This window comes from Streptomyces sp. NPDC006487 (assembly GCF_042870555.1).
Taxonomy (GTDB): domain Bacteria; phylum Actinomycetota; class Actinomycetes; order Streptomycetales; family Streptomycetaceae; genus Streptomyces.
Map to the genome: position 1 here is coordinate 1 of NZ_JBIAHN010000019.1, position 19,695 is coordinate 19,695.

The following is a 19,695-nucleotide window of genomic DNA, read 5'->3' on the forward strand; positions in this document are numbered from 1 at the left end:
CTCGTCTTCATGGACGGCGGCGTCGTGGTCGAATCCGGCCACCCCCGCGAGGTCCTGGGCAACCCGCAGCACGACCGCACCAAGGCCTTCCTCTCGAAGGTCCTGTAGGACGGCGGCGTTCCATGCGTGAGGGGCGGTACGGATTCCCGTACCGCCCCTCACGCATGACCGGCCCGCGCGGGCCCCGGCCTACTTCAGGGCCAGCACCAGCCCGTCGGAGGGCGAGCGCCAGACCGTACGGGCCTCCGCGAAGCCGGCGGCGCGCAGCGTGGCCGCGTGCCAGGACTCCGGCGGGGTGTCGCCGTCGGCGTGCTCCCCGTAGATCTCGAAGCGGGCCTTCGTCGGCTCGGCGAGCGCCGGGTCGCGGGCCGCGAGCTCCCACCACTCGCGCCAGTCCAGCGCCCCGGCCGCCCTCGCCCGGTCCATGCCGCCGTGCCGGTGGGCGCGCTCGGCGGCGTTGATCCGCGGGGTGGCGGGGTCGGGCATGTGGTCGGCGTTCATGAACACCCCGCCGGGGCGCAGCAGCGTCGGGAGCTGCCCGTAGAGCACGGCGAGGTCCGTGCCGGGCAGCCAGTGCAGGGCGGTGGCGGTCAGGACCGCGTCGTAGGAGGCGTGGGGGAGCGCCGCGCGCCAGTCGGGGTCCTTGAGGTCGGCGGTCACGAAGGTGACGCGGGGGTCGCCCGCGAAGTGGCCCCGGGCGATCGTCAACAGCGCGGGGTCGAGATCGACTCCCGTACTGGTGGATCGCGGGAACCGCTTGAGGACGCGGTCCGTGATACTTCCCGTACCGCACGCGAGATCGAGCACCCGGGGGGCGGTGCCGACCAGCGCCTCCACCATGTCCAGCATCACCCGGAACCGCTCCTCGCGGTCCGGCATGTACCACTCCTGCTGCCGGTCCCAGCTGTCCTGCCAGGCCTGCCAGTCCTGGCTGTCGGGCGGGGCCGCCGTACCGGAGCGTGCCGTATCAGAGCCTGCCGTATCCGCCACGAAATCCTCCACGCGTAATACCCTCGAACATGTCTCAGCCGTTACCGGAGACCCTAATCCGCAGCCGTAAGGACTACAAGTGGAACTGGCCCATTACTCGGACTATGCCGTGCGCCTGGTCAACACCGAGGAGCCGGCCCGCAACAAGGACTCGCTGACTTCCGTGGACGCCGTCCGCGCCCTCTTCGGCGTCAGCGTGCAGATGGCCCGCCGGGTCACGGACGGTGACGTCACCCGCTTCCGCAACGTCCGCGGCCGGCTGCGCACCGTCTTCGAGGCCGCCGACGGCGGGGACCACGTCCTCGCCGTCGACCTGCTGAACTCCCTGCTCATGGAGTTCCCGGTCAGCCCGCAGGTCTCCGGGCACGAGACCCTCAAGGAGGACGGCGGCCCGAACTGGCACATCCACCTGGCCGACCACCCCTCCAACGCCTCCGCCGGCTACGCCGCGATCGCGTGCTTCGGGCTGGCCTTCCACCTCACCGAGCACGGCCCGGACCGGCTCGGCCTGTGCCAGGCCGCGCCCTGCCGCAACGCCTACCTCGACACCTCCACCAACCGCTCCCGGCGCTACTGCTCCGACCGCTGCGCCACCCGCGCCAACGTCGCCGCCTACCGCGCCCGCAAGCGCCTGGAGGCCGAGGAGTCCGCCCACAGCGGGCGCAGCGCCGAGGAAGCCCAGGAGAGCCACGCCCTCAGCGAACGCTGATCCTCCCCCGCGTGCTCCGGCCGGGGGCGCGGCCGGAAGCGGACCACCGCGGTCGCCAGCACGAGCTCGTCGGGGACCGCCCCGTAATCCGTGCTGTCGCCCGTCGCGTTGTACGGGTTGTCGCCCAGCACCCACCAGCCGCCCGGGCGCCGCTCCACCGCCCGCTTGACGACCAGCAGGTCCTGCTGGAACGGGTGGCGCAGCACCACCACGTGGCCCGGCCGCACGGGTGCCCCGTAGCGGACCAGCACCTGGTCCCCGTTCTCCAGGGTCGGCGCCATCGAGGGGCCCGTCACCTCCACGGTGCCGATCCGCTTCAACGGCGATTCCCACTCCCGCGTCCGGCCGCGCGAGCGCGTGCTCCCCGCCATCCGAGACCTCCTTGACCGCGCTCTTCGACTCTTCGTGCCACCCCGCATGCTGCCGCACTCTTCCGTACATTCGGTCACCGGCCCGGGCGCACGCATGGACTTTTGTCCCAACCCCAAGGGGGCGGCCGCGAAATCGTCTTTCTCACGGAGTAATCTCCCCCTTGAGAAGACGATCACGAGGAGGACAAACTCCATGCTTTCCCGCCTCTTCGCCCCCAAGGCGAAGGTCTCCGCCCACTGCGATCTTCCGTGCGGCGTGTACGACCCTGCCCAGGCCCGCATCGAGGCCGAGTCCGTCAAGGCCGTGCAGGAGAAGTACCAGGCCAACGACGACGCCGACTTCCGCGCGCGCGCCATCACCATCAAGGAGCAGCGCGCCGAGCTCGCGAAGCACCACGTTTCGGTGCTGTGGAGCGACTACTTCAAGCCGCCGCACTTCGAGAAGTACCCGCAGCTGCACACCCTGGTCAACGACACCCTGAAGGCCCTCTCGGCCGCCAAGGCGTCGAACGACCCGGCGACCGGCGCCAAGGCGCTGGAGCTCATCGCCGAGATCGACCGCATCTTCTGGGAGACCAAGGCCGCCTGATCGGACTTTCCAGTCCGATCGGCCTTGTCCCGCGGGACGATGACGAAGGGGCCCGACCGCACTGCGGTCGGGCCCCTTCGTCATGCCGTGCGGCCTGCGCGGCCCGCGCGTGCGGAGCGTGCGCGGAGACGTGAGCGACCTACTCGTCGTCCTCGTCCTCGTCGTCCAGGCGGGCCAGCCAGGTGGCGAGGCGTTCCACCGGGACCTCGAAGTCCGGGTTCAGGTCGACGAAGGTGCGCAGCTGCTCGGCGAGCCACTCGAAGGTGACCTCCTCCTCGCCGCGCCGCTTCTCCAGCTCCTCGATGCCGCGATCGGTGAAGTACAAGTCGGGCTCCGTGCGGTGGTCGGGTGTTCGGGTGTGTCCCGTCAGGATAATCCGCCCGCCCGCCGCGGCCGGACCTGACCGCTTTCCGCCGTTCGCGGAGCCCCTCTTCAGGGCAGGGATGGAGGGTCCGCGGCGGGAGGTATGCATGGATCACCCCGAGCCGAGCGACGGCGTGCTGCGGGCACTCGGTTCCACCGAGCCGTCCGCCGAAGGGACCGCGCTGGTGTGCGGCGTACGGCGGGCCCGGCGGCTGCGGCTGCTGCGGGAGCTCGCGGCCCTGCCCGGCGCCCGTACCGGAGAGGCGGCCGAGCGCTGGGCCCTGCTGGAGGAGGCCGGGCGCCGCGACCCCGGTGCGGTGGCCGAGGTGGTGCACTATCCGGCCATCGGGGTGTGGGCCGAGGAGACGCTGCGCAGGCTGCGCACACGGCACGGGCCGCCCGCCGACCTCGGACACCTCGGGGCGCTCGCCACCGCGGCGGCGCTGCGCGCCGGGATCGGCTTCAAGATCACGCTGCGGCCCGCGCACGGACGCCTCGTCCTGCCCACCCTCGGGCTGCTGCGCCCGGACCGGCCGGGTCCGCTCGCCCTGAGCGAGGGCTCCTGGGATCCCGGCAGTCCGGAGGCGCTGTCCCTGCACGCGCTGCCGGACGGGCGGACCGCCCTCGACGACCTCGACCCGTACCGCGCCCCGGGGACGGTGCCCGCCGCCCGCCGGCTCACCCCCAAGGGGCACAAGCGCTGGGACACCCAGTGGTCCGGAGCCCTCACGCTGCTGCGGCGCTACGACACCGCCCGCGCGGAGGAGACCGGGCAGCTGCTGCGCTGCGTGGTCCCGCTGTCCGGCAGCTCCCGGTCCTACGGCGGGACCCTGCCCGCGGCGGCGGGATCCGTCCTGGCACGGGCGCAGCCGCCGCCCGCGCTGGCCGCGACCCTCGTGTACGAGGTGCAGCACGGGAAGCTGGCGGCCCTCGCGGAGGCGGTCCCGCTGCACACCGCCGACGGCTCCGCACGGTACTGGGCGCCCTGGCGGGCCGATCCGCGGCCGCTGGAGGGGCTCCTGCGGGGCGCGTACGCGCATCTCGGACTGGCGGGCTACTGGCAGCGCGCGGCGCTCTACGGGGCCAGGGGGGCCTGGGCGCAGCACGCGCGGGTGCGGGCGCAGGTGGCGGCGGTGCTGCCCGTTCTGGACGCCTGCCCGGAACTCACCGCAGGCGGGCGGGTGTTCGTCGGGGCGATGGTCGCGGCGGAGCGGGGCATGGACGGGGTCCCGGCGCCGGGGACGCGGTACGCGGTCGCCCGCGGGGTGGTGGAGCGGGACCGGGCGGACTGGTGTGCGGCGCACCCGAACCTGGCCCCGTACGCGGTCGGCTGACCGGGGAGGCCGCTGCGCGGGGCCGTCCCCTACCCGCCCTTCCACCGTTCCCTGGGGCTCCGCCCCAGACCCCGGTCCTCAAACGCCGGACGGGCTGGATCTGCCGGAGGGGCTGGAATTGCCGGACGGGCTGGAATTGGTTGGGCATGCCGGAAGGCCCGGCTCCCCGAAGGGGGCCGGGCCTTCCACCGTTCGAGCAAGCGCAGTGCCTAGGCCTCGAAGACCTCGTTCAGGAGGAGCTGCTGCTCCGCCTGGTGGCGCTTGGCCGAGCCGACCGCCGGGGACGAGCCGTGCGGGCGGGAGATGCGGCGCAGGCGCTCGCCGGCCGGGACGTCCGCCCCGACCGCCAGGTCGAGGTGGTCGATCAGGTTGAGCGCGATGAAGGGCCACGCGCCCTGGTTCGCCGGCTCCTCCTGGGCCCAGATGTACTTCGCCGCGTTCGGGAACTTGGCGATCTCCGCCTGGAGTTCGGCACCCGGCAGGGGGTAGAGGCGCTCGATGCGGATGATCGCCGTGTCGGTGATGCCGCGCTTCTCGCGCTCGGCCTCCAGGTCGTAGTAGACCTTGCCCGCGCAGAAGACGACCTTGCGGATCTCGTTCGGGTCACCGGCTCCGGAGGAGATCCGCGTGTCGCCGATCACCGGACGGAACGCCCCGGTCGTGAACTCCTCGGCCTTCGACGCCGCCGCCTTCAGACGCAGCATCGACTTCGGGGTGAAGACGATGAGCGGCTTGTGGTGCGGGTTGTGGACCTGCCACCGCAGGAGGTGGAAGTAGTTCGACGGGAGCGTCGGCATCGCGACCGTCATGTTGTCCTGCGCGCACATCTGCAGGAAGCGCTCCGGGCGGGCGGAGGAGTGGTCCGGGCCCTGGCCCTCGTACCCGTGCGGGAGGAGGAGCGTGACGCCGGACGTCTGGCCCCACTTCTGCTCGGCCGAGGAGATGAACTCGTCGACGACGGTCTGCGCGCCGTTGACGAAGTCGCCGAACTGGGCCTCCCAGAGGACCAGCGCGTCCGGGCGGGCCAGCGAGTAGCCGTACTCGAAGCCCATGGCCGCGTACTCGGAGAGCAGCGAGTCGTAGACGTTGTAGCGGGCCTGGTCGTCCGCGAGGTAGAGCAGCGGGGTGTAGTCCTCGCCGGTCTCCCGGTCGATGAGGACCGCGTGGCGCTGGCCGAAGGTGCCGCGGCGGGAGTCCTGGCCGGACAGCCGGACCGGGGTGCCCTCCATCAGCAGCGAGCCGAAGGCCAGGGTCTCGCCCATGCCCCAGTCGATGGTGCCGTCGTCGATCATCGCCGCGCGGCGCTGCAGCTGCGGCAGCAGACGCGGGTGGACGGTGACCGTGTCCGGGATGTTGACCTGGGCCTCGGCGATCCGCTTGACGACCTCCTGGGAGATCGCGGTGTTCACGAAGACCGGGAACTCCTGCGCGACCTGTGCGGGCGCCACCGGGGCGAGCGCGGGCTGCGTGGCGGCCTCGCGGACCTCCGCGAAGACCTTCTCCAGCTGGCCCTGGAAGTCCTGGAGCGCCTGCTCCGCCTCTTCCAGGGTGATGTCGCCGCGACCGATGAGGGACTCGGTGTAGAGCTTGCGCACCGAGCGCTTCTTGTCGATCAGGTCGTACATCAGCGGCTGCGTGAACGCCGGGTTGTCCGACTCGTTGTGACCGCGGCGGCGGTAGCAGATGAGGTCGATGACCACGTCCTTGTTGAACGCCTGACGGAACTCGAAGGCCAGCCGCGCGATGCGGACCACGGCCTCCGGGTCGTCGCCGTTCACGTGGAAGATCGGAGCCTCGATCATGCGGGCCACGTCGGTCGCGTACATCGAGGAACGCGAGGACTCCGGGGCGGCGGTGAAGCCGACCTGGTTGTTGATGACCACGTGCACGGTGCCGCCGGTGCGGTAGCCGCGCAGCTGCGACATGTTCAGCGTCTCGGCGACCACACCCTGGCCCGCGAAGGCCGCGTCGCCGTGCAGGGCCACGGGCAGGACCGTGAAGTCCGTGCCGCCCTTGTTGATGATGTCCTGCTTGGCGCGGACAACGCCCTCCAGGACCGGGTCCACCGCCTCCAGGTGCGAGGGGTTGGCGACGAGCGAGACCTTGATCTGCTCCCCGTCCAGGCCCGTGAAGGTGCCGTTGGCGCCCAGGTGGTACTTGACGTCGCCGGAGCCGTGCATGGACTTCGGGTCGAGGTTGCCCTCGAACTCGCGGAAGATCTGCGCGTACGACTTGCCGACGATGTTCGCGAGCACGTTCAGGCGGCCGCGGTGGGCCATGCCGATCGCGACCTCTTCGAGGCGGGCCTCGGCGGCCGAGTCGATGACGGCGTCGAGCAGCGGGATGACGGACTCGCCGCCCTCCAGGGAGAAGCGCTTCTGGCCGACGTACTTCGTCTGCAGGAAGGTCTCGAAGGCCTCCGCGGCATTCAGCCGGCGCAGGATGCGCAGCTGCTCCTCGCGCTCCGGCTTGGAGTGCGGGCGCTCGATGCGGTCCTGGATCCAGCGGCGCTGCTTCGGGTCCTGGATGTGCATGAACTCGACGCCGGTGGTGCGGCAGTACGAGTCGCGCAGCACGCCGAGGATGTCGCGGAGCTTCATCATCGACTTGCCGGAGAAGCCGCCGACCGCGAACTCGCGCTCCAGGTCCCACAGGGTGAGGCCGTGCTCGGTGATGTCGAGGTCGGGGTGCTTGCGCTGCTTGTACTCCAGCGGGTCGGTGTCGGCCATGACGTGGCCGCGGACCCGGTAGGAGTGGATCAGCTCGAAGACGCGGGCGGCCTTCGTGACGTCGTCGTCGTGCGAGGCGTCGATGTCCCGGAGCCAGCGGACCGGCTCGTACGGGATGCGCAGCGCCTCGAAGACGTCGTCGTAGAAGCCGCTCTCGCCGAGCAGCATGTTCGCGACGATGCGCAGGAACTCGCCGGAGGCCGCGCCCTGGATGACCCGGTGGTCGTAGGTCGAGGTCAGGGTCATGACCTTGGAGATGCCCAGCTTGTTCAGGGTGTCCTGCGAGGTGCCCTGGAACTCTGCGGGGTAGTCCATGGAGCCGACGCCCATGATGACCGACTGTCCGGGCATCAGGCGGGGCACGGAGTGGACGGTGCCCAGGCCGCCGGGGTTGGTGAGGGAGACCGTCACCCCGGTGAAGTCGTCCATCGTCAGCTTGCCGATGCGGGCCCGGCGGACGATGTCCTCGTAGGCCTGCCAGAACTCGAAGAAGTTGAGGGTCTCGGCCTTCTTGATGCCGGCGACGACGAGCTGGCGGTCGCCGTTGGGCTTCACCAGGTCGATCGCGAGACCGAAGTTGATGTGCTCCGGCTTGACCAGGGTCGGCTTGCCGTCCTTCTCCGCGAAGGAGTAGTTCATCGACGGCATGGCCTTGATGGCCTGCACCATCGCGTAGCCGATGAGGTGGGTGAAGGAGATCTTCCCGCCCCGGGCGCGCTTCAGGTGGTTGTTGATGACGATGCGGTTGTCGAACAGCAGCTTCACCGGGACGGCGCGGACGGACGTGGCCGTCGGCACTTCGAGGGAGGCGTTCATGTTCTTGACCACGGCAGCCGCCGGGCCGCGGAGCGTCACCAGTTCGGGGCCGGCAGGGGCCTCGGTGGCGGGCGCGGCCTTCTGGGGGGCTACGGAGGGGGTGGCGGCCGGAGCCGGGGAGGCGGGGGCAGCCGGTGCGGCGGCGGCCGGGGCCTGGGAGGTGACAGTCACAGCAGGGGCACCAGAGGGGGTGGCAGGTACAGGGGCAGGTGCTGACACGGGCGTCGTGGGCGCGGCGCCGGGGGTGGCCGGCGTGACCGCCCCCGTGGCGGCGGCGTCGGAAGCCTGCGGAGCCGTGGCGGTGACGGGGGCGGCGGCCTGTGCGGAGGCGCCGTCCGTCGTCGTCGCGGCGGGGGGTGCGGGCCGGTCCGTGGGCTTATCCGCCTTCACCGGAGCGACAGCGCCACCCGGCTTGTAGTCGGCGAAGAAGTCCCACCAGGCCCGGTCGACCGAGTTCGGGTCCTGGAGGTACTGCTGATAGATCTCGTCGACGAGCCACTCATTCGCGCCGAAGCCCGGGGCGGGGTTCTTCCCGCCTGCTCCTGCTTCGGTCGTGGTGCTCGAGTTACTGGGGGACTGTGGCGACACGGCGGCAACCGCCCTCTTCCGCTTCACAAGGTATGGACAGCGGGAATAAAGGCTACGCCTCCTGGGCCGTGAGATGCAGACCGGGCGGGACATACGTCATGTAGGTCACATCGAACGGCGGGTTTCACCACCTGGAATGGCGGGAAACAAGCGTGGTTCGGGCAGGAGGCACCGCGGTTGCGGCCCCCTGGCTTCGCACCCCTGACGGACCCCGGCGCGTGTGGCCGAGATCATGTCCTTCCCACTCGAACCCTACGTCAACTCGGCGCCTGCGAGCTGCCCGGAAGCGTGACGAGGATCCGGCACCCCCGCGATGATTCGGCCACTCCTATGTGCCCCCCGTGCAGGCCGACCGCCCACCGGGCGATGGCCAGGCCCAGGCCCGTGCCCCCGTCGCCGCCCCTCGCGCTGCCCCGGTTGAACCGCTCGAAGACCCGGTGGCGCTCCGCCTCCGGAATTCCGGGACCTTCGTCCCGAACCTCCAGCTCCAGACTCCCGGGCGCGTCGCCCGCCCGGGCGTGGACCGTGACCCGGCCGTGCGGGGGGCTGTGCTTGACCGCGTTGTCGATCAGGTTCGCCACCACCTGGTGCAGCCGCTCGGCGTCCGCGTACGCCGTCAGGTCCGGCGGGGACACGTCCAGGTGGAGGTGGACGTCGTTGCGGGTGTGCCCGCCCGAGCCGGAGGACAGCCCCGGCCGGCCGGCCGCCGCCAGGCCCGACTCCTTCAGCACCCCCGACAGGTACGGCCACACCTCGAAGCGGCGGGCCCGCAGCGGCACCACCCCGTTGTCGACGCGGGAGAGGTCCAGCAGGGTCTCCACCAGCCGGCCGAGCCGCTCGGTCTGCTTCAGGGCCGTGCGCATGGTCTCCGGATCGGCCGCGGAGACCCCGTCCACCACGTTCTCCAGTACCGCGCGCAGGGCCGCGATCGGAGTGCGCAGCTCGTGCGAGACGTTGGCGACGAGCTCCTTGCGGTGCCGGTCCACCGCCTCCAGGTCGTCCGCCATCAGATTGATCGTGGCGGCCAGGTCGCCCAGCTCGTCGCGGCGGCCCGCCCCGCGCACCCGGCGCGTGTAGTCCCCGTGGGATATCGCACGGGCCACGGTGGTCATGTCGTCCAGCGGCGCCGTCAGACTGTGCGCCACGAACTGGGTGATCAGCATCGAGGCGATCACCGAGAACACCGTGATGAACCGCACCTCGGTGGCCGTGCGCAGGGCCACCATCAGCAGGCCCGTGGTGATGAAGACCGACACCACCACGAGCGTGCCCAGCTTGGTCTTGATCGAGAACGGGGAGAAGGGCCGCAGCACCCCGGGCGGCCGCTGACCCGGCGGCCGGTAGCCGCTCACGGCTGCGCCGGGGTCTCCAGGGCGTACCCGACGCCGTGGACCGTACGGATCCGCTCGGCGCCGATCTTCCGGCGCAGCGCCTTGATGTGGCTGTCGACCGTACGGGTCCCGGACGCGTCGGCCCAGTCCCACACCTCGGCGAGCAGCTGCTCCCGCGAGAGCACCGCCCGCGGGGTCCCCGCCAGGCACACCAGCAGGTCGAACTCCGTCGGCGTCAGGTGCACGTCCTCGGAGTGCACCCGCACCCGGCGCTGCGCGTGGTCGATCTCCAGATCGCCCAGCCGCAGCGTGGCCCCGCGCGGGGCGTGCGCGGCCAGCGTGGCCCGCTCCACCCGCCGCAGCAGTACGTGGACCCGCGCGGCCAGCTCGCGCATCGAGAAGGGCTTCGTCATGTAGTCGTCGGCGCCGACCCCGAGGCCGACGAGCATGTCGGTCTCGTCGTCCCGGGCGGTGAGCATGAGCACCGGAACGGGCCGCTGCGCCTGGACCCGGCGGCAGACCTCCAGGCCGTCGAAGCCCGGCAGCATGACGTCCAGGACCAGCAGCTCCGGCAGCCAGCTCTCCGCCGCGGCGACGGCCGCCGGCCCGTCCGCCGCCGTCTGGACCTGGAAGCCCTCGGCGCGGAGCCGGGCCGCGATGGCCTCCGCGATGGTGTGGTCGTCCTCGACGACGAGTACCCGGCGCTGCGCGCCGGGGGTGGCCGCGGCGCCGTTGTGGGTCGTGGTGTGCGTCTGTTCCATGTCCCGCCCCTGAAGATCCCGCGTGGTAGGGGTGCAGCGTAGAGGAGCGGGTGAGCTCCGGCTATGACGGGTTCGCTGCGCGGGTTCGTTGCCGGGGCCTCTGCCCCCGGACCTGCACCTCAAACGCCGACGGGGCTGGATTTTCCAGCCCCGTCGGCGTTTGAGGCGCGGGTTCCGGGGCGGAGGCCATGGGGGCTCGGGCGCAGCCCGGGGTATGCGGGCCCGGGCGCAGCCCGGGGAACGGGCGAAGGGCGGGTGGGGGACTGTGCCCTGTAGCGCTACAGGGCCGCAGCGCTACAGGGTCAGGCCGTGGCCGTGCGGGAAGACCGGGTCGGCGGTGTCGTTCGGGACGTCGGGCCGGGAGGCGGCCACGGCCGCCATCGAGCGCGGGAGCTCGAAGGGAAGGCGCCCCGCGGCTGTGGCCCGGCCGAAGGCCACGTCCAGGAGAGCGGCGTCGGACGCCCCGTAGTCCGCTATCAGCGCGGCCGCCCGCTCCGCGATCTCGGGGATCACCGCGGCCCGCTCCAGGTTGATGCAGACCAGGGTCGGGACGGTGTCCAGGAGGGTCAGGATCTCGGTGAGCTCCGCCTCGGGGAAGGCCAGCGACCCCGAGTGGAAGAAGGACTCGAAGATGTTCGTGCGCGGCTCGTGCGGGGTGCGCAGCCGCAGTACCGCCAGGTCCGCCTCGGCCGGGTCGGACACGAGTTCCCCGTACGCCGCCGCGACGTCCGCGTCCACGTCCTTGACGTACAGCTTCGGCCGGCCGGAGACCGGCAGGGTCTCCCCGGTGTTGGTGAGCACCGTCAGGGAGCGCCGCTGGGCCGCGGCGCCGGCCGCCGCGAAGTCGGCGCGGCCGACCGTCTCGGCCGCCGCGTCCGGGTCCACGTACGGGTTCTCGAACAGGCCGAGGACGAACTTCTCGCGCAGCAGCCGGCGTACGGACGCGTCGATCCGGGCCTCGGTGACCCGGCCCGAGCGGACCATCTCCACGATGACCGCGGGGCACTGCTCGCCGCCGAACTGGTCCGATCCCGCATCCAGCGCGCGGGCCGCGCGCTCGGACACGCTCAGGTGCTCCAGGCCCCAGGCGCGGGCCGGGTGCGGCTCGCCGAAGATCACCGACTCGGTGAGCAGGCCCCAGTCGGTGCACACGATGCCCTGGAAGCCGAGCTCCTCGCGGAGCAGGCCCGTCACGACGCCCTTGTTGAAGCCGAAGCCGACCTCTTCCCAGTCGGTGCCGATGGGCTGCCCGTAGTACGGCATCATCTGCGAGCAGCCGGCCGCGATGGCCGCCTTGAAGGGCTCCAGGTGGTGCTCGCGCATCCCGCCCGGGTAGATCTGCTCCTTGCCGTGCGCGAAGTGCGGGTCCTCGCCGTCCTTCTGCGGGCCGCCGCCGGGGAAGTGCTTGACCATCGCGGAGACCGATGCGGCGCCGAGCGTCTCGCCCTGCAGGCCCCGTACGTAGGCCTGTACGAGCTCGCCCGTCAGCTTCGCGTCCGAGCCGAAGGTGCCCGACTGGCGGGCCCAGCGCGGCTCCGTGGCCAGGTCGATCTGCGGGTGCAGGGCGACGCGGAACCCGACGGAGAGGTACTCGCGCCGCATGATGTCGGCGAACTCGAAGACCAGCTCCGGGTCGCCTATCGCGGCCAGGCCGATGGCCTCGGGCCAGGCGGAGAAGGCGCCGGCGTTGAAGGAGGCGCCGACGTTGTCGGTGAAGGAGTGCCGGGGGTCGGTGGACAGGGTCACCGGGATGCCGAGGCGGGTGCCGGCGGCCATCTCCTGGACGGCGTTCTGCCACAGCGCCATCTCGCGGGCGCCGTAGCTGCCGAGCAGGTTGAAGTGGGTGAGGTGGCGGCCCTCGATCAGCTCGGGGGTGGCGAACGGGAGGATCGAACCGTCGGTCTCGGTGACCGGGGTGCCGTCCGCGTTCATCATCAGCATGGAGTGGAAGAGCTGGCCGGCCTTCTCCTCCAGGGTCATCCGGGAGAGCAGGTCCTCGACGCGCCGGTCCACGGGGAGGGAGGCGTCCCGGTAGGGGAGGGGGGTGGTGGGGCCGGTGGAGCCGGTGGAGCCGGTGGGGGTGGCCGGGGTGCTCGGCGTGGCGTTCATGGCGGGGCTCCTGAGGGGGTCGGTCGCGCGGGAGGTCGTGGGAACGGAGACGGTCGCGGGTCTGGGCGGCCGATCGGGGCCGGGTGCGCGGGCGACGGCGGGCCCGGCCGGGCGGGCGGTCATCTGACCGAGCGGATCAGCTGGACGAGGGCGGCGCCGACGGCCGCCGCGATGCCGCCGAAGAGGAAGAGGGCGCCGTAGTTGCCCCCGCCGCCGATGGCGAGGACGAACGGCGCGAGCATCGGGACGAGGGACTGCGGAAGGGCGTTGGCGATGTTGAGCACGCCCATGTCCTTGGCGGCCGTCTCCGGGTCGGGCAGGACGGCGGCGGCGAGCGCCACGTCGACCGCGAGGTAGAGGCCCTCGCCGAAGCCGAAGACGGCCACGGCGAAGAGGAACATCCCGAAGGTGCCCGCGGTGGCGATCAGCAGCAGGCCGACGCCGATGACGAAGGCGGAGGCGAGCACGAAGGGCTTGCGGCGGCCGGTGGCGTCGGACAGCCAGCCGCCGGCGAGGGAGCCGGCCACCACGCCGCCGACGGTGACCAGGGTGGTGGTGAACATCTTCGGGGCGACCTCGCCCTCGGCGACCCCGAGGCGGTCCATCAGGAAGTACACCTGGTAGCTGGTCACGCAAGCGATGCCGATGAAGACCAGGAAACGGCTCGCGAAGTTCCATGAGTAGTCGGGGTTCTTGCGCGGATTCACCCAGAAGCTGTGCAGGAACTCCCTGAAGCCGTACGGGACCACGGACTCGGCACGGGCCGGCCGGTCGGGCATCACGGCGGCCAGGACGCACACCCCGAGGACGCCGACGACGGCCGGGACGATGAAGGCCAGCGCCATGTCGTCCGTGAAGAGCTGCGCGAGGAAGCTGCCCGCCACCATCGAGACGGACAGCATCATGCCGACCAGGCCGGAGACGCGGCCGCGCTGGTGGTCCGGGATCAGGTCCGGGATGCAGGCGGTGACCATGCACAGGGCGGCGTTGCAGCCGAGCTGCGCGATGGCCCAGCCGATGAGCAGCGTGGTGACGCCGGAGCCGAGCCCGACGACGGTCAGCCCGGCGGCGGCGACCGCCATGCCGCCCACGAGCCAGGGGCGGCGCCGGCCGAACCTGCTGGTCGTACGGTCGGAGAGGGCGCCGAAGAGCGGGTTGCCGACGAGGGCGAGGAGCGCTCCGACGGAGAGCACCTTGCCGAGGGCGGCGCCGCGCTCCGCCTCGGGGACGATCTGGGCCACGCGCAGGGCGAGGGTCACCACGATCGGGGTGAAGACGGCGATGCAGACGCCGAGCTGGGCGGCGACCAGGCCGAAGATCAGCTTGGCGGGGGCGTCGGCGGGCGCGTCGGCCGGGGCATGGGCCGGGAGGGCTGCCGGGGCGTCGGTCGAGGCGAGGACCGGCGTGGCCGGATCGGGTCGGTCGGTGGCGTCGAGTGCGCTTCCGGGGTCCTGCGTGAGCGGCATGGGTGGCTCCAACGTCTCCGCGTCGGCCTCGTCGCCGACCGGGCGGTTTCACCGTAGGCGCGAAAACCGTGCACCCACTAGGTTTTCGCGCAGTGAGCTGGATCACTCCATCGGGATGGCCGGAAACGGTCGGGTTTAGGGTGGTCCGCATGGCACAGGACAAGGGTCGAACGGCCCCCAAGGCGGCGGCCCCCAAGGCGGCGGCCGCCCGGGGCGGCTACGCGGTGGGCGACGCCCGTCGCCAGAAGATCCTCGACACCGCCGTCGAGCACTTCGCGCAGTGGGGCTTCCACGCCTCCTCGCTCGCCCGGATCGCCAACGACTGCGGGATCACCCAGGGCGGCCTGCTGCACCACTTCCGCAGCAAGGAGGACCTGCTGCTGTCCGTCCTGGCACAGAGCGAGCAGCATGACGTCGAGCGTCTCTTCAGCGGGTCCGCCGGGGAGGTCACCTCGGTGGCCGTGCACTTCGCCGCGGTGGTCGCCCTCGCCGGGGACAACGCCCGCCGGCCCGGTCTCGTACGGATGTACAACACGCTGGTCGGTGAGTCCGGGAACCCCGGCCACCCCGCGCACGCCTACTTCCGGCAGCGCTACGAACGGGTCCTCGGCTACAGCGTCGACCTGCTCCGGGCGGGTGTGGCACGCGGCGAGGTGCGGCCGGACACGGACTGCGAGGCCGTCGGCCGGGAAACCATCGCGGTGATGGACGGCTTCCAGATCCAGTGGGTGCTGGACCCGGAGGCCGTGGACATGGCGGTCCTGCTGCGCGGGTACCTGGACCGGCGGCTGCGGGAGATCACGGTGGCGGGGGCGGGGCTGTGACGGCCTAGGAGCGGGGCTCGAAGGGCGGCAGGGCGCTGAGGACCCCTTCCAGGGGGCGCGGCAGCGTGGTCTGGGCGGCGGCGACCTCGTAGCCTCCGTGCCGGAAGGCGTACGTGAACGCGTCGGAGACCGGATCCTTGGGCATCGAGATCCGCGGCAGGCGGGGGAAGTCCGCCTCCCGGAGCGCGGTGCGCAGCTTCGTGAGGGCGGCCGCCGAGAGCTTGTCGCGGTCGACCGTCTCGGCCTTCGCGTTGAGCCGGAGGAACGATCCGTCACCCTTGATGATCAAGGTGCTGGTCTTTCCGGTCATGCCGCCGCTGCGGGTGACCGCGACGAGGGTCTCGCCGGCCTCGGGCCCCGAGGCGGTGGGTGCGGGGGCGGGCGCGGAGGTACTCGGCGCGGGCGGCGGCGCGGGAGCGGTCGTACCGGTGCCCGGGCCCGTGCTCTGACCGGCGCTCTGTCCCGGGGACGGCGTCCCCGGAGCGTCCGTCGGGGGCCCGGACGGGGCGCCGCTCGTGGCGGTGCCGGTGCCGGTGCTCGCGTTCGGTGCCGGTGAGGCCGCCCCCTCCTTCGACCCGCCGGAGGAGCAACCGCCCAAGGCCGCCACCACGGCCAGCGCGACGGCCGCCGTCGCCAAGCCCACTCGCCCACCACGTGCTCGCACGCCCCACCCCCGCAGGTATTCCGGCTCGAACCCCGAGTATGGAGTCAGCACCACCCGCACGGATAGCACCCGGAGGCCGACATCCGCCGCTTCGCCCCTTGGCGCTGGCTGCCGCCGCTGACCGCCCTCGCACTAGGCCTCTGGGGCCTCGCGCGGGGCGGCTCCATGTGGCGCGACGAGTCCGTCACGTGGCAGGTCGCGCACCGGCCGCTCGGTGAGCTCTGGGAACTGCTCGGCCAGGTCGACGCCGTACACGGCCTCTACTACCTGCTGATGCACGCGGTCTTCGCGGCGACCGGCGCCGCCACCCCCGACGCCGGCCTCTGGGCCCTGCGCCTCCCTTCGGTGGCCGCCACCGCCCTCGCCGCGTCCGGAGTGGCCGCGGTGGCCCACCACCTGACGGGTGCCCTGCGCGGCGGGGAAGGCGGCGATGTCCCGTCACCCGCCCCGCCCGGCGGACCCGACCCGTCCGGCCGGCCCGGGCGTGTCGCCCTGTTGGCCGGGCTTGGGTATGCGCTGCTGCCGCCCGTGCAGATGTACGCCCAGGAAGGGCGTTCGTACGCTTTCGTTGCCGCGGCCGTCGTCTGGGCCACGTACCTGATGCTGCGCGAGCGGTGGGTCGGCTACGCCGTGGTGCTGATGCTGGGGTCCTGGCTGCACGAGTTCGCCGTACTGGCGCTGCCCGCGCACGCGTTCGCCGCCGGGCGCTCGCGCGGCTGGCGGCTCGCCGCCTGGGCCGTGGTGGCGGCTCTGCTGCCGCTCGCCCTGGTCAGCGCGCGGCAGGCGCAGCAGCAGCTGGGCTGGCTCGGGCGGCCGAGCTGGCAGGACTGGGCGGCGTACGGGGTCCTCGCGGCGGCCTCGCTGCTCCTGGCCCGGGGGGCCTCGCGGGAACTCGTACGGGTCGCCCTGCCGCTGGCGCTGCTGCCGCCCGGGCTGCTGCTCGCGATCTCGCTGGTGCACCCCTGGTACGTGGACCGGTACGTCCTCTACGCCCTCGCCGGCTTCGCCCTCCTCGCGGGGGCGCGGCTGGCCACGGCGCGGGGCTGGTGGGTGTGGCCGCTGGTCGGGGTCCTGCTGGTACCGGTCGGGTTCTGGTCCGCGTGGCTGCGTACCCCCGACAGCCGCAAGGACGACGCACGGGCCGTGGCGGCGGCCGTCGGCGCACTCGCGCGCCCGGGCGACGCGGTGCTGTTCCTCCCCTCGCGGCGGCGCGCATGGCTGTTGTCCTCGCCGGAGACCTACGGGTCCCTCCGCGACCTGGCGCTGTCCCGCACCCCGGCGGCTTCGAGGAGCCTCCAGGGCGTGGAGCGGACACCGGAGGAGATCCAGGCGGCCCTGCTGGACCCGGCCGTCGACCGGGTGATCGCCCTGCTCGACCCGGTGGGGCAGCCGGTGGACGGCTACCCGGCCGAGGCGGTGAAACGCCAGACGCTGGTCTCCTCCTTCGACCTGTGCTCCGTGACGGACGTGCGGGGCGCCCGGGTGGCGCTCTTCGCCCGGCCGGGCGGCTGTCCGTAGCTCCCGGCGGGAGCTCCCGCCGGGCCGGGCGGGGCGGGCGGGGCGGGCGGGGCGGGGCCGCGGGGGCGCGCCGCCCCCGCCCGCTGCTCCTCGGGGTACTTGCGCCGGCCAGGCCCGGTGCGACCCGGCCCGGTGCGTGCGCAGCCGGTCGCCCGGCACGGGCCCGGTACCGCTGCGCGGGGTCTCCTATCCGCCCTTCCACCGCCCCCGGGACTCCGTCCGGGGGGACCCCCGGCCGGGCTCTGCCCGGAACCGGAAGACCCGGGGCTCGGCCCCAGACCCGGCGCCTCAAACGCCGGTGAGGCTGGATTCGGCCGGCCCCGCCCTCGGCCCGTCGGGCCGTCCCCGGCGGCGGGCCGCCGACCTCGTCGGCCGGCAGATCGCGCCTTCGCGGCTGCGCCCGCGTGGCCCCCGACCGGTCCGGGGCCGACCCGGGACCGGTGCGCCGTGGGTAACGCGCCCCGGAGGCGGGTGCGTTCGCGGGGGGTTGGGGAGCAAGGGGGAGGATGGGCGGCGGGCCGCCGACCTCGCCGGGGCCCGCCCACTTCTGCCGGAGGTGCCGTATGGAAGCAGCCCGTCCCCACCCTCACCGTCAATCCCTCGTGCCTCTCGGTCCGCTCGTCGACGCCGACTGGCTCGCGGAGCGCCTCGGGATACCCGGACTCGTCGTCTTCGACGCCTCCGTCGGGGCGCACCGCGACGCGGACCGGCGCATTCCGGGGGCCCGTCCCTTCGACCTCGACGGCGCGCTGTCCGACCACACCGCCGCCGCCCCGCACACCATGCCCGGCCCCGCCGCCTTCGCCGAGGCGATGCGCGCCCTCGGCGTCGACGACGGCAGCACGGTCGTCGCGTATGACGGCGCCGGGATCTACTCCAGCCCCCGCGCCTGGTGGATGCTGCGCGCCATGGGCTTCGACCGGGTCGCCGTCCTCGACGGCGGGCTGCCCGCGTGGCTCGCCGCCGGGCGGCCGGTGGAGGGGCGCCGGCCGGGGTACGAGGGCCCGCGCGGCTCCTTCACGGCCCGGCCCCGCCCCGGGCTGCTGGTGGACGCGGCCACCGTCTCGGCGGCACTGGCCGATCCGGCCGCCGCGGTGCTCGACGCCCGGACCCGCGAACGCTTCGCCGGCGCCGCCCCGGAACCCCGGCCGGGCCTGCGCGGCGGCCACATGCCGGGTGCGGTCAGCCTTCCCTTCGGCGAACTGCGGCGCCCCGACGGGCTGATGCGCCCCGCCGCCGAACTCCGCGCGGTCTTCGGGGCGGCGGCGGGTGAGCGGGAGCGGCTGTACTTCAGCTGCGGCTCCGGGGTCACGGCCTGCGTGCTGGCGCTCGGCGCGGACCTCGCCGGGTACGAGGAACTCGCCGTGTACGACGGCTCCTGGAGCGAGTGGGGCATGCCCTCCCCGGACCGGCCGGTCGTGCAGGGGAGTTAGACCGTCCCCTCCGGATCCCGCCCGCGGCCGGGGTGCAGGGAAACCGGAGGCCGGACGCGGCGGGCTCGGACACCGCTCCCGGCCCCCGTCCCCGTCCCCGTCCCCGGGGCCGGAGGCCGGAGCCCGGGGCCGGGGGGTTAACCCCACCGCGGATCCGGGCACATGCACCATGCCCCCGCGGCCACCGCGCGGGCACGATCGACACCATGACCACGAAGACGCGCCCCCGCGGCACCAAGGCCACCGTCACCGTCACCGCCACGGCGCTCGCCGCCGGGCTGCTGCTCACCGGTTGCTCCTTCGGCTCGCTCGTCTCCCGCGGCGGACCGGAGAAGTCGGCGAACGCGGACGCCACGGTGGCCGAGGCCGTCACCGCGGTCGAGGTGTCGGACTCCGGGAGCGGAACCATCGAGGTGGTCGCCGGATCCGGCCCGGGCGTCACCGTCCGCCGTACCGTCCACTACCGCGGCGACACCGTGCCCCAGCCCGCCCGGCGGCTCTCCGGCGGCGTGCTGACCCTCACCAACGGCGAGTGCTCCGGCCGCTGCTCCGTCGACTACCGGCTGGAGGTGCCGGCCTCCGCCACGGTCCGGGCCAAGAGCAGCAGCGGCCGCGTCACGGTGTCGGGAGTGGCCGCCGCCAACGTCGTGACGTCCTCGGGCGGGGTGCGGGTGGACCGGATCGCCGGCGCGCTGGAGGTCGGTACCGCCTCCGGCCCGGTCCGGGCGGACCGGATCGCCGGCCCGCTGAAGGTCCGTACGTCCACGGGCTCGGTCACCGCCGGGGAACTGTCCGGAACGGGCGCGGACGCCCGTTCCGATTCGGGCGACGTCCGCCTCGCCTTCACCACGGCCCCGGCCTCGATCGCCGTGCGGACCAGCTCGGGCGAGGCGAAGGTGAAGGTCCCCGCGGCCCCGTACGCGCTCGACGTCTCCACCGACTCCGGCGAACGCGACATCACCCTCCCCGCGACCCCCTCCGCCTCCGCCCGCCTCGCGGTGACGACCTCCTCGGGAGACATCCACATCTCGGCGGCCTGAGCACCGGTCCGGCCTACGGGGCTTCGACGACCTGCCCCACCCGTGGTGACCTGGCCATTT

16 protein-coding genes and 1 pseudogene are annotated in these 19,695 nt (G+C 73.1%); 8 read left to right on the forward strand and 9 right to left on the reverse strand.

The window, feature by feature from the left end; translation table 11 throughout:
* Window positions 1-108, forward strand: a pseudogene (locus ACFYM0_RS30265) (ectoine/hydroxyectoine ABC transporter ATP-binding protein EhuA); the annotation flags it as partial.
* A gap of 81 nt (window positions 109-189) precedes the next feature.
* Here the strand turns inward: ACFYM0_RS30265 and ACFYM0_RS30270 are convergent.
* Entirely contained in the window at window positions 190-990 is an 801-nt protein-coding gene (locus tag ACFYM0_RS30270) for a class I SAM-dependent methyltransferase (protein WP_388506838.1), read from the reverse strand.
* A 79-nt stretch (window positions 991-1,069) separates the two neighbouring features.
* Here ACFYM0_RS30270 and ACFYM0_RS30275 point away from each other — a divergent pair, with 79 nt between their 5' ends.
* Window positions 1,070-1,699 carry a CGNR zinc finger domain-containing protein gene (locus ACFYM0_RS30275; RefSeq protein ID WP_388506839.1) on the forward strand — a complete coding sequence of 210 codons (630 nt, stop codon included), beginning with the start codon at window positions 1,070-1,072 and terminating at the stop codon, window positions 1,697-1,699.
* On the opposite strand, the gene sodX is transcribed toward ACFYM0_RS30275, so the two are convergent.
* The gene (gene sodX, locus ACFYM0_RS30280; protein WP_388506841.1) at window positions 1,603-2,070 is read right to left on the reverse strand and encodes a nickel-type superoxide dismutase maturation protease; all 468 of its coding nucleotides are present in this window, start codon (window positions 2,068-2,070) and stop codon (window positions 1,603-1,605) included. The genes ACFYM0_RS30275 and sodX overlap by 97 nt on opposite strands.
* A gap of 193 nt (window positions 2,071-2,263) precedes the next feature.
* Between sodX and sodN the strand changes: the two genes are divergently transcribed.
* The gene (gene sodN / locus ACFYM0_RS30285) at window positions 2,264-2,659 is read left to right on the forward strand and encodes a superoxide dismutase, Ni (protein ID WP_030709803.1); all 396 of its coding nucleotides are present in this window, start codon (window positions 2,264-2,266) and stop codon (window positions 2,657-2,659) included.
* Between the two features lie 139 nt (window positions 2,660-2,798).
* Here sodN and ACFYM0_RS30290 read toward each other — a convergent pair whose 3' ends face one another.
* On the reverse strand, window positions 2,799-2,984 hold the full coding sequence (locus tag ACFYM0_RS30290) for a DUF6104 family protein (RefSeq protein ID WP_007266501.1): 186 nt from the start codon (window positions 2,982-2,984) through the stop codon (window positions 2,799-2,801).
* Window positions 2,985-3,129: 145 nt separating this feature from the next.
* On the opposite strand from ACFYM0_RS30290, the gene ACFYM0_RS30295 reads away from it, so the two are divergent.
* Entirely contained in the window at window positions 3,130-4,356 is a 1,227-nt protein-coding gene (locus tag ACFYM0_RS30295; RefSeq protein WP_388506842.1) for an aKG-HExxH-type peptide beta-hydroxylase, read from the forward strand.
* Between the two features lie 209 nt (window positions 4,357-4,565).
* Here the strand turns inward: ACFYM0_RS30295 and ACFYM0_RS30300 are convergent, their stop codons facing one another.
* The 5 genes from ACFYM0_RS30300 to ACFYM0_RS30320 form a co-directional block, all read right to left on the reverse strand.
* Window positions 4,566-8,489, reverse strand: a complete 3,924-nt coding sequence (locus ACFYM0_RS30300; protein ID WP_388506844.1) for a multifunctional oxoglutarate decarboxylase/oxoglutarate dehydrogenase thiamine pyrophosphate-binding subunit/dihydrolipoyllysine-residue succinyltransferase subunit — start codon at window positions 8,487-8,489, stop codon at window positions 4,566-4,568.
* A gap of 257 nt (window positions 8,490-8,746) precedes the next feature.
* The gene (locus tag ACFYM0_RS30305) at window positions 8,747-9,841 is read right to left on the reverse strand and encodes an ATP-binding protein (RefSeq protein ID WP_388506846.1); all 1,095 of its coding nucleotides are present in this window, start codon (window positions 9,839-9,841) and stop codon (window positions 8,747-8,749) included.
* On the reverse strand, window positions 9,838-10,581 hold the full coding sequence (locus ACFYM0_RS30310; protein WP_327254916.1) for a response regulator transcription factor: 744 nt from the start codon (window positions 10,579-10,581) through the stop codon (window positions 9,838-9,840). Before ACFYM0_RS30310 ends, ACFYM0_RS30305 begins: the two co-directional genes overlap by 4 nt.
* A gap of 294 nt (window positions 10,582-10,875) precedes the next feature.
* Window positions 10,876-12,690, reverse strand: a complete 1,815-nt coding sequence (locus tag ACFYM0_RS30315) for a glycoside hydrolase family 3 protein (RefSeq protein WP_388506849.1) — start codon at window positions 12,688-12,690, stop codon at window positions 10,876-10,878.
* Window positions 12,691-12,809: 119 nt separating this feature from the next.
* Window positions 12,810-14,156, reverse strand: coding sequence for an MFS transporter (locus ACFYM0_RS30320; RefSeq protein ID WP_388506851.1), 1,347 nt, complete (start codon window positions 14,154-14,156; stop codon window positions 12,810-12,812).
* A 149-nt stretch (window positions 14,157-14,305) separates the two neighbouring features.
* Between ACFYM0_RS30320 and ACFYM0_RS30325 the strand changes: the two genes are divergently transcribed.
* The gene (locus ACFYM0_RS30325) at window positions 14,306-14,980 is read left to right on the forward strand and encodes a TetR/AcrR family transcriptional regulator (protein WP_388506853.1); all 675 of its coding nucleotides are present in this window, start codon (window positions 14,306-14,308) and stop codon (window positions 14,978-14,980) included.
* 4 nt (window positions 14,981-14,984) lie between these two features.
* Here the strand turns inward: ACFYM0_RS30325 and ACFYM0_RS30330 are convergent, their stop codons facing one another.
* Window positions 14,985-15,623, reverse strand: coding sequence for a hypothetical protein (locus tag ACFYM0_RS30330; protein WP_388506854.1), 639 nt, complete (start codon window positions 15,621-15,623; stop codon window positions 14,985-14,987).
* Between the two features lie 186 nt (window positions 15,624-15,809).
* Between ACFYM0_RS30330 and ACFYM0_RS30335 the strand changes: the two genes are divergently transcribed.
* The 3 genes from ACFYM0_RS30335 (at window position 15,810) to ACFYM0_RS30345 (ending at window position 19,635) form a co-directional block, all read left to right on the forward strand.
* Complete coding sequence (locus ACFYM0_RS30335) at window positions 15,810-17,162, forward strand: hypothetical protein (protein ID WP_388506856.1); 1,353 nt, start codon at window positions 15,810-15,812, stop codon at window positions 17,160-17,162.
* 563 nt (window positions 17,163-17,725) lie between these two features.
* Window positions 17,726-18,595 carry a sulfurtransferase gene (locus tag ACFYM0_RS30340; protein WP_388506858.1) on the forward strand — a complete coding sequence of 290 codons (870 nt, stop codon included), beginning with the start codon at window positions 17,726-17,728 and terminating at the stop codon, window positions 18,593-18,595.
* Window positions 18,596-18,801: 206 nt separating this feature from the next.
* Window positions 18,802-19,635, forward strand: coding sequence for a DUF4097 domain-containing protein (locus tag ACFYM0_RS30345; protein WP_388506860.1), 834 nt, complete (start codon window positions 18,802-18,804; stop codon window positions 19,633-19,635).
* Window positions 19,636-19,695: the final 60 nt, after the last annotated feature.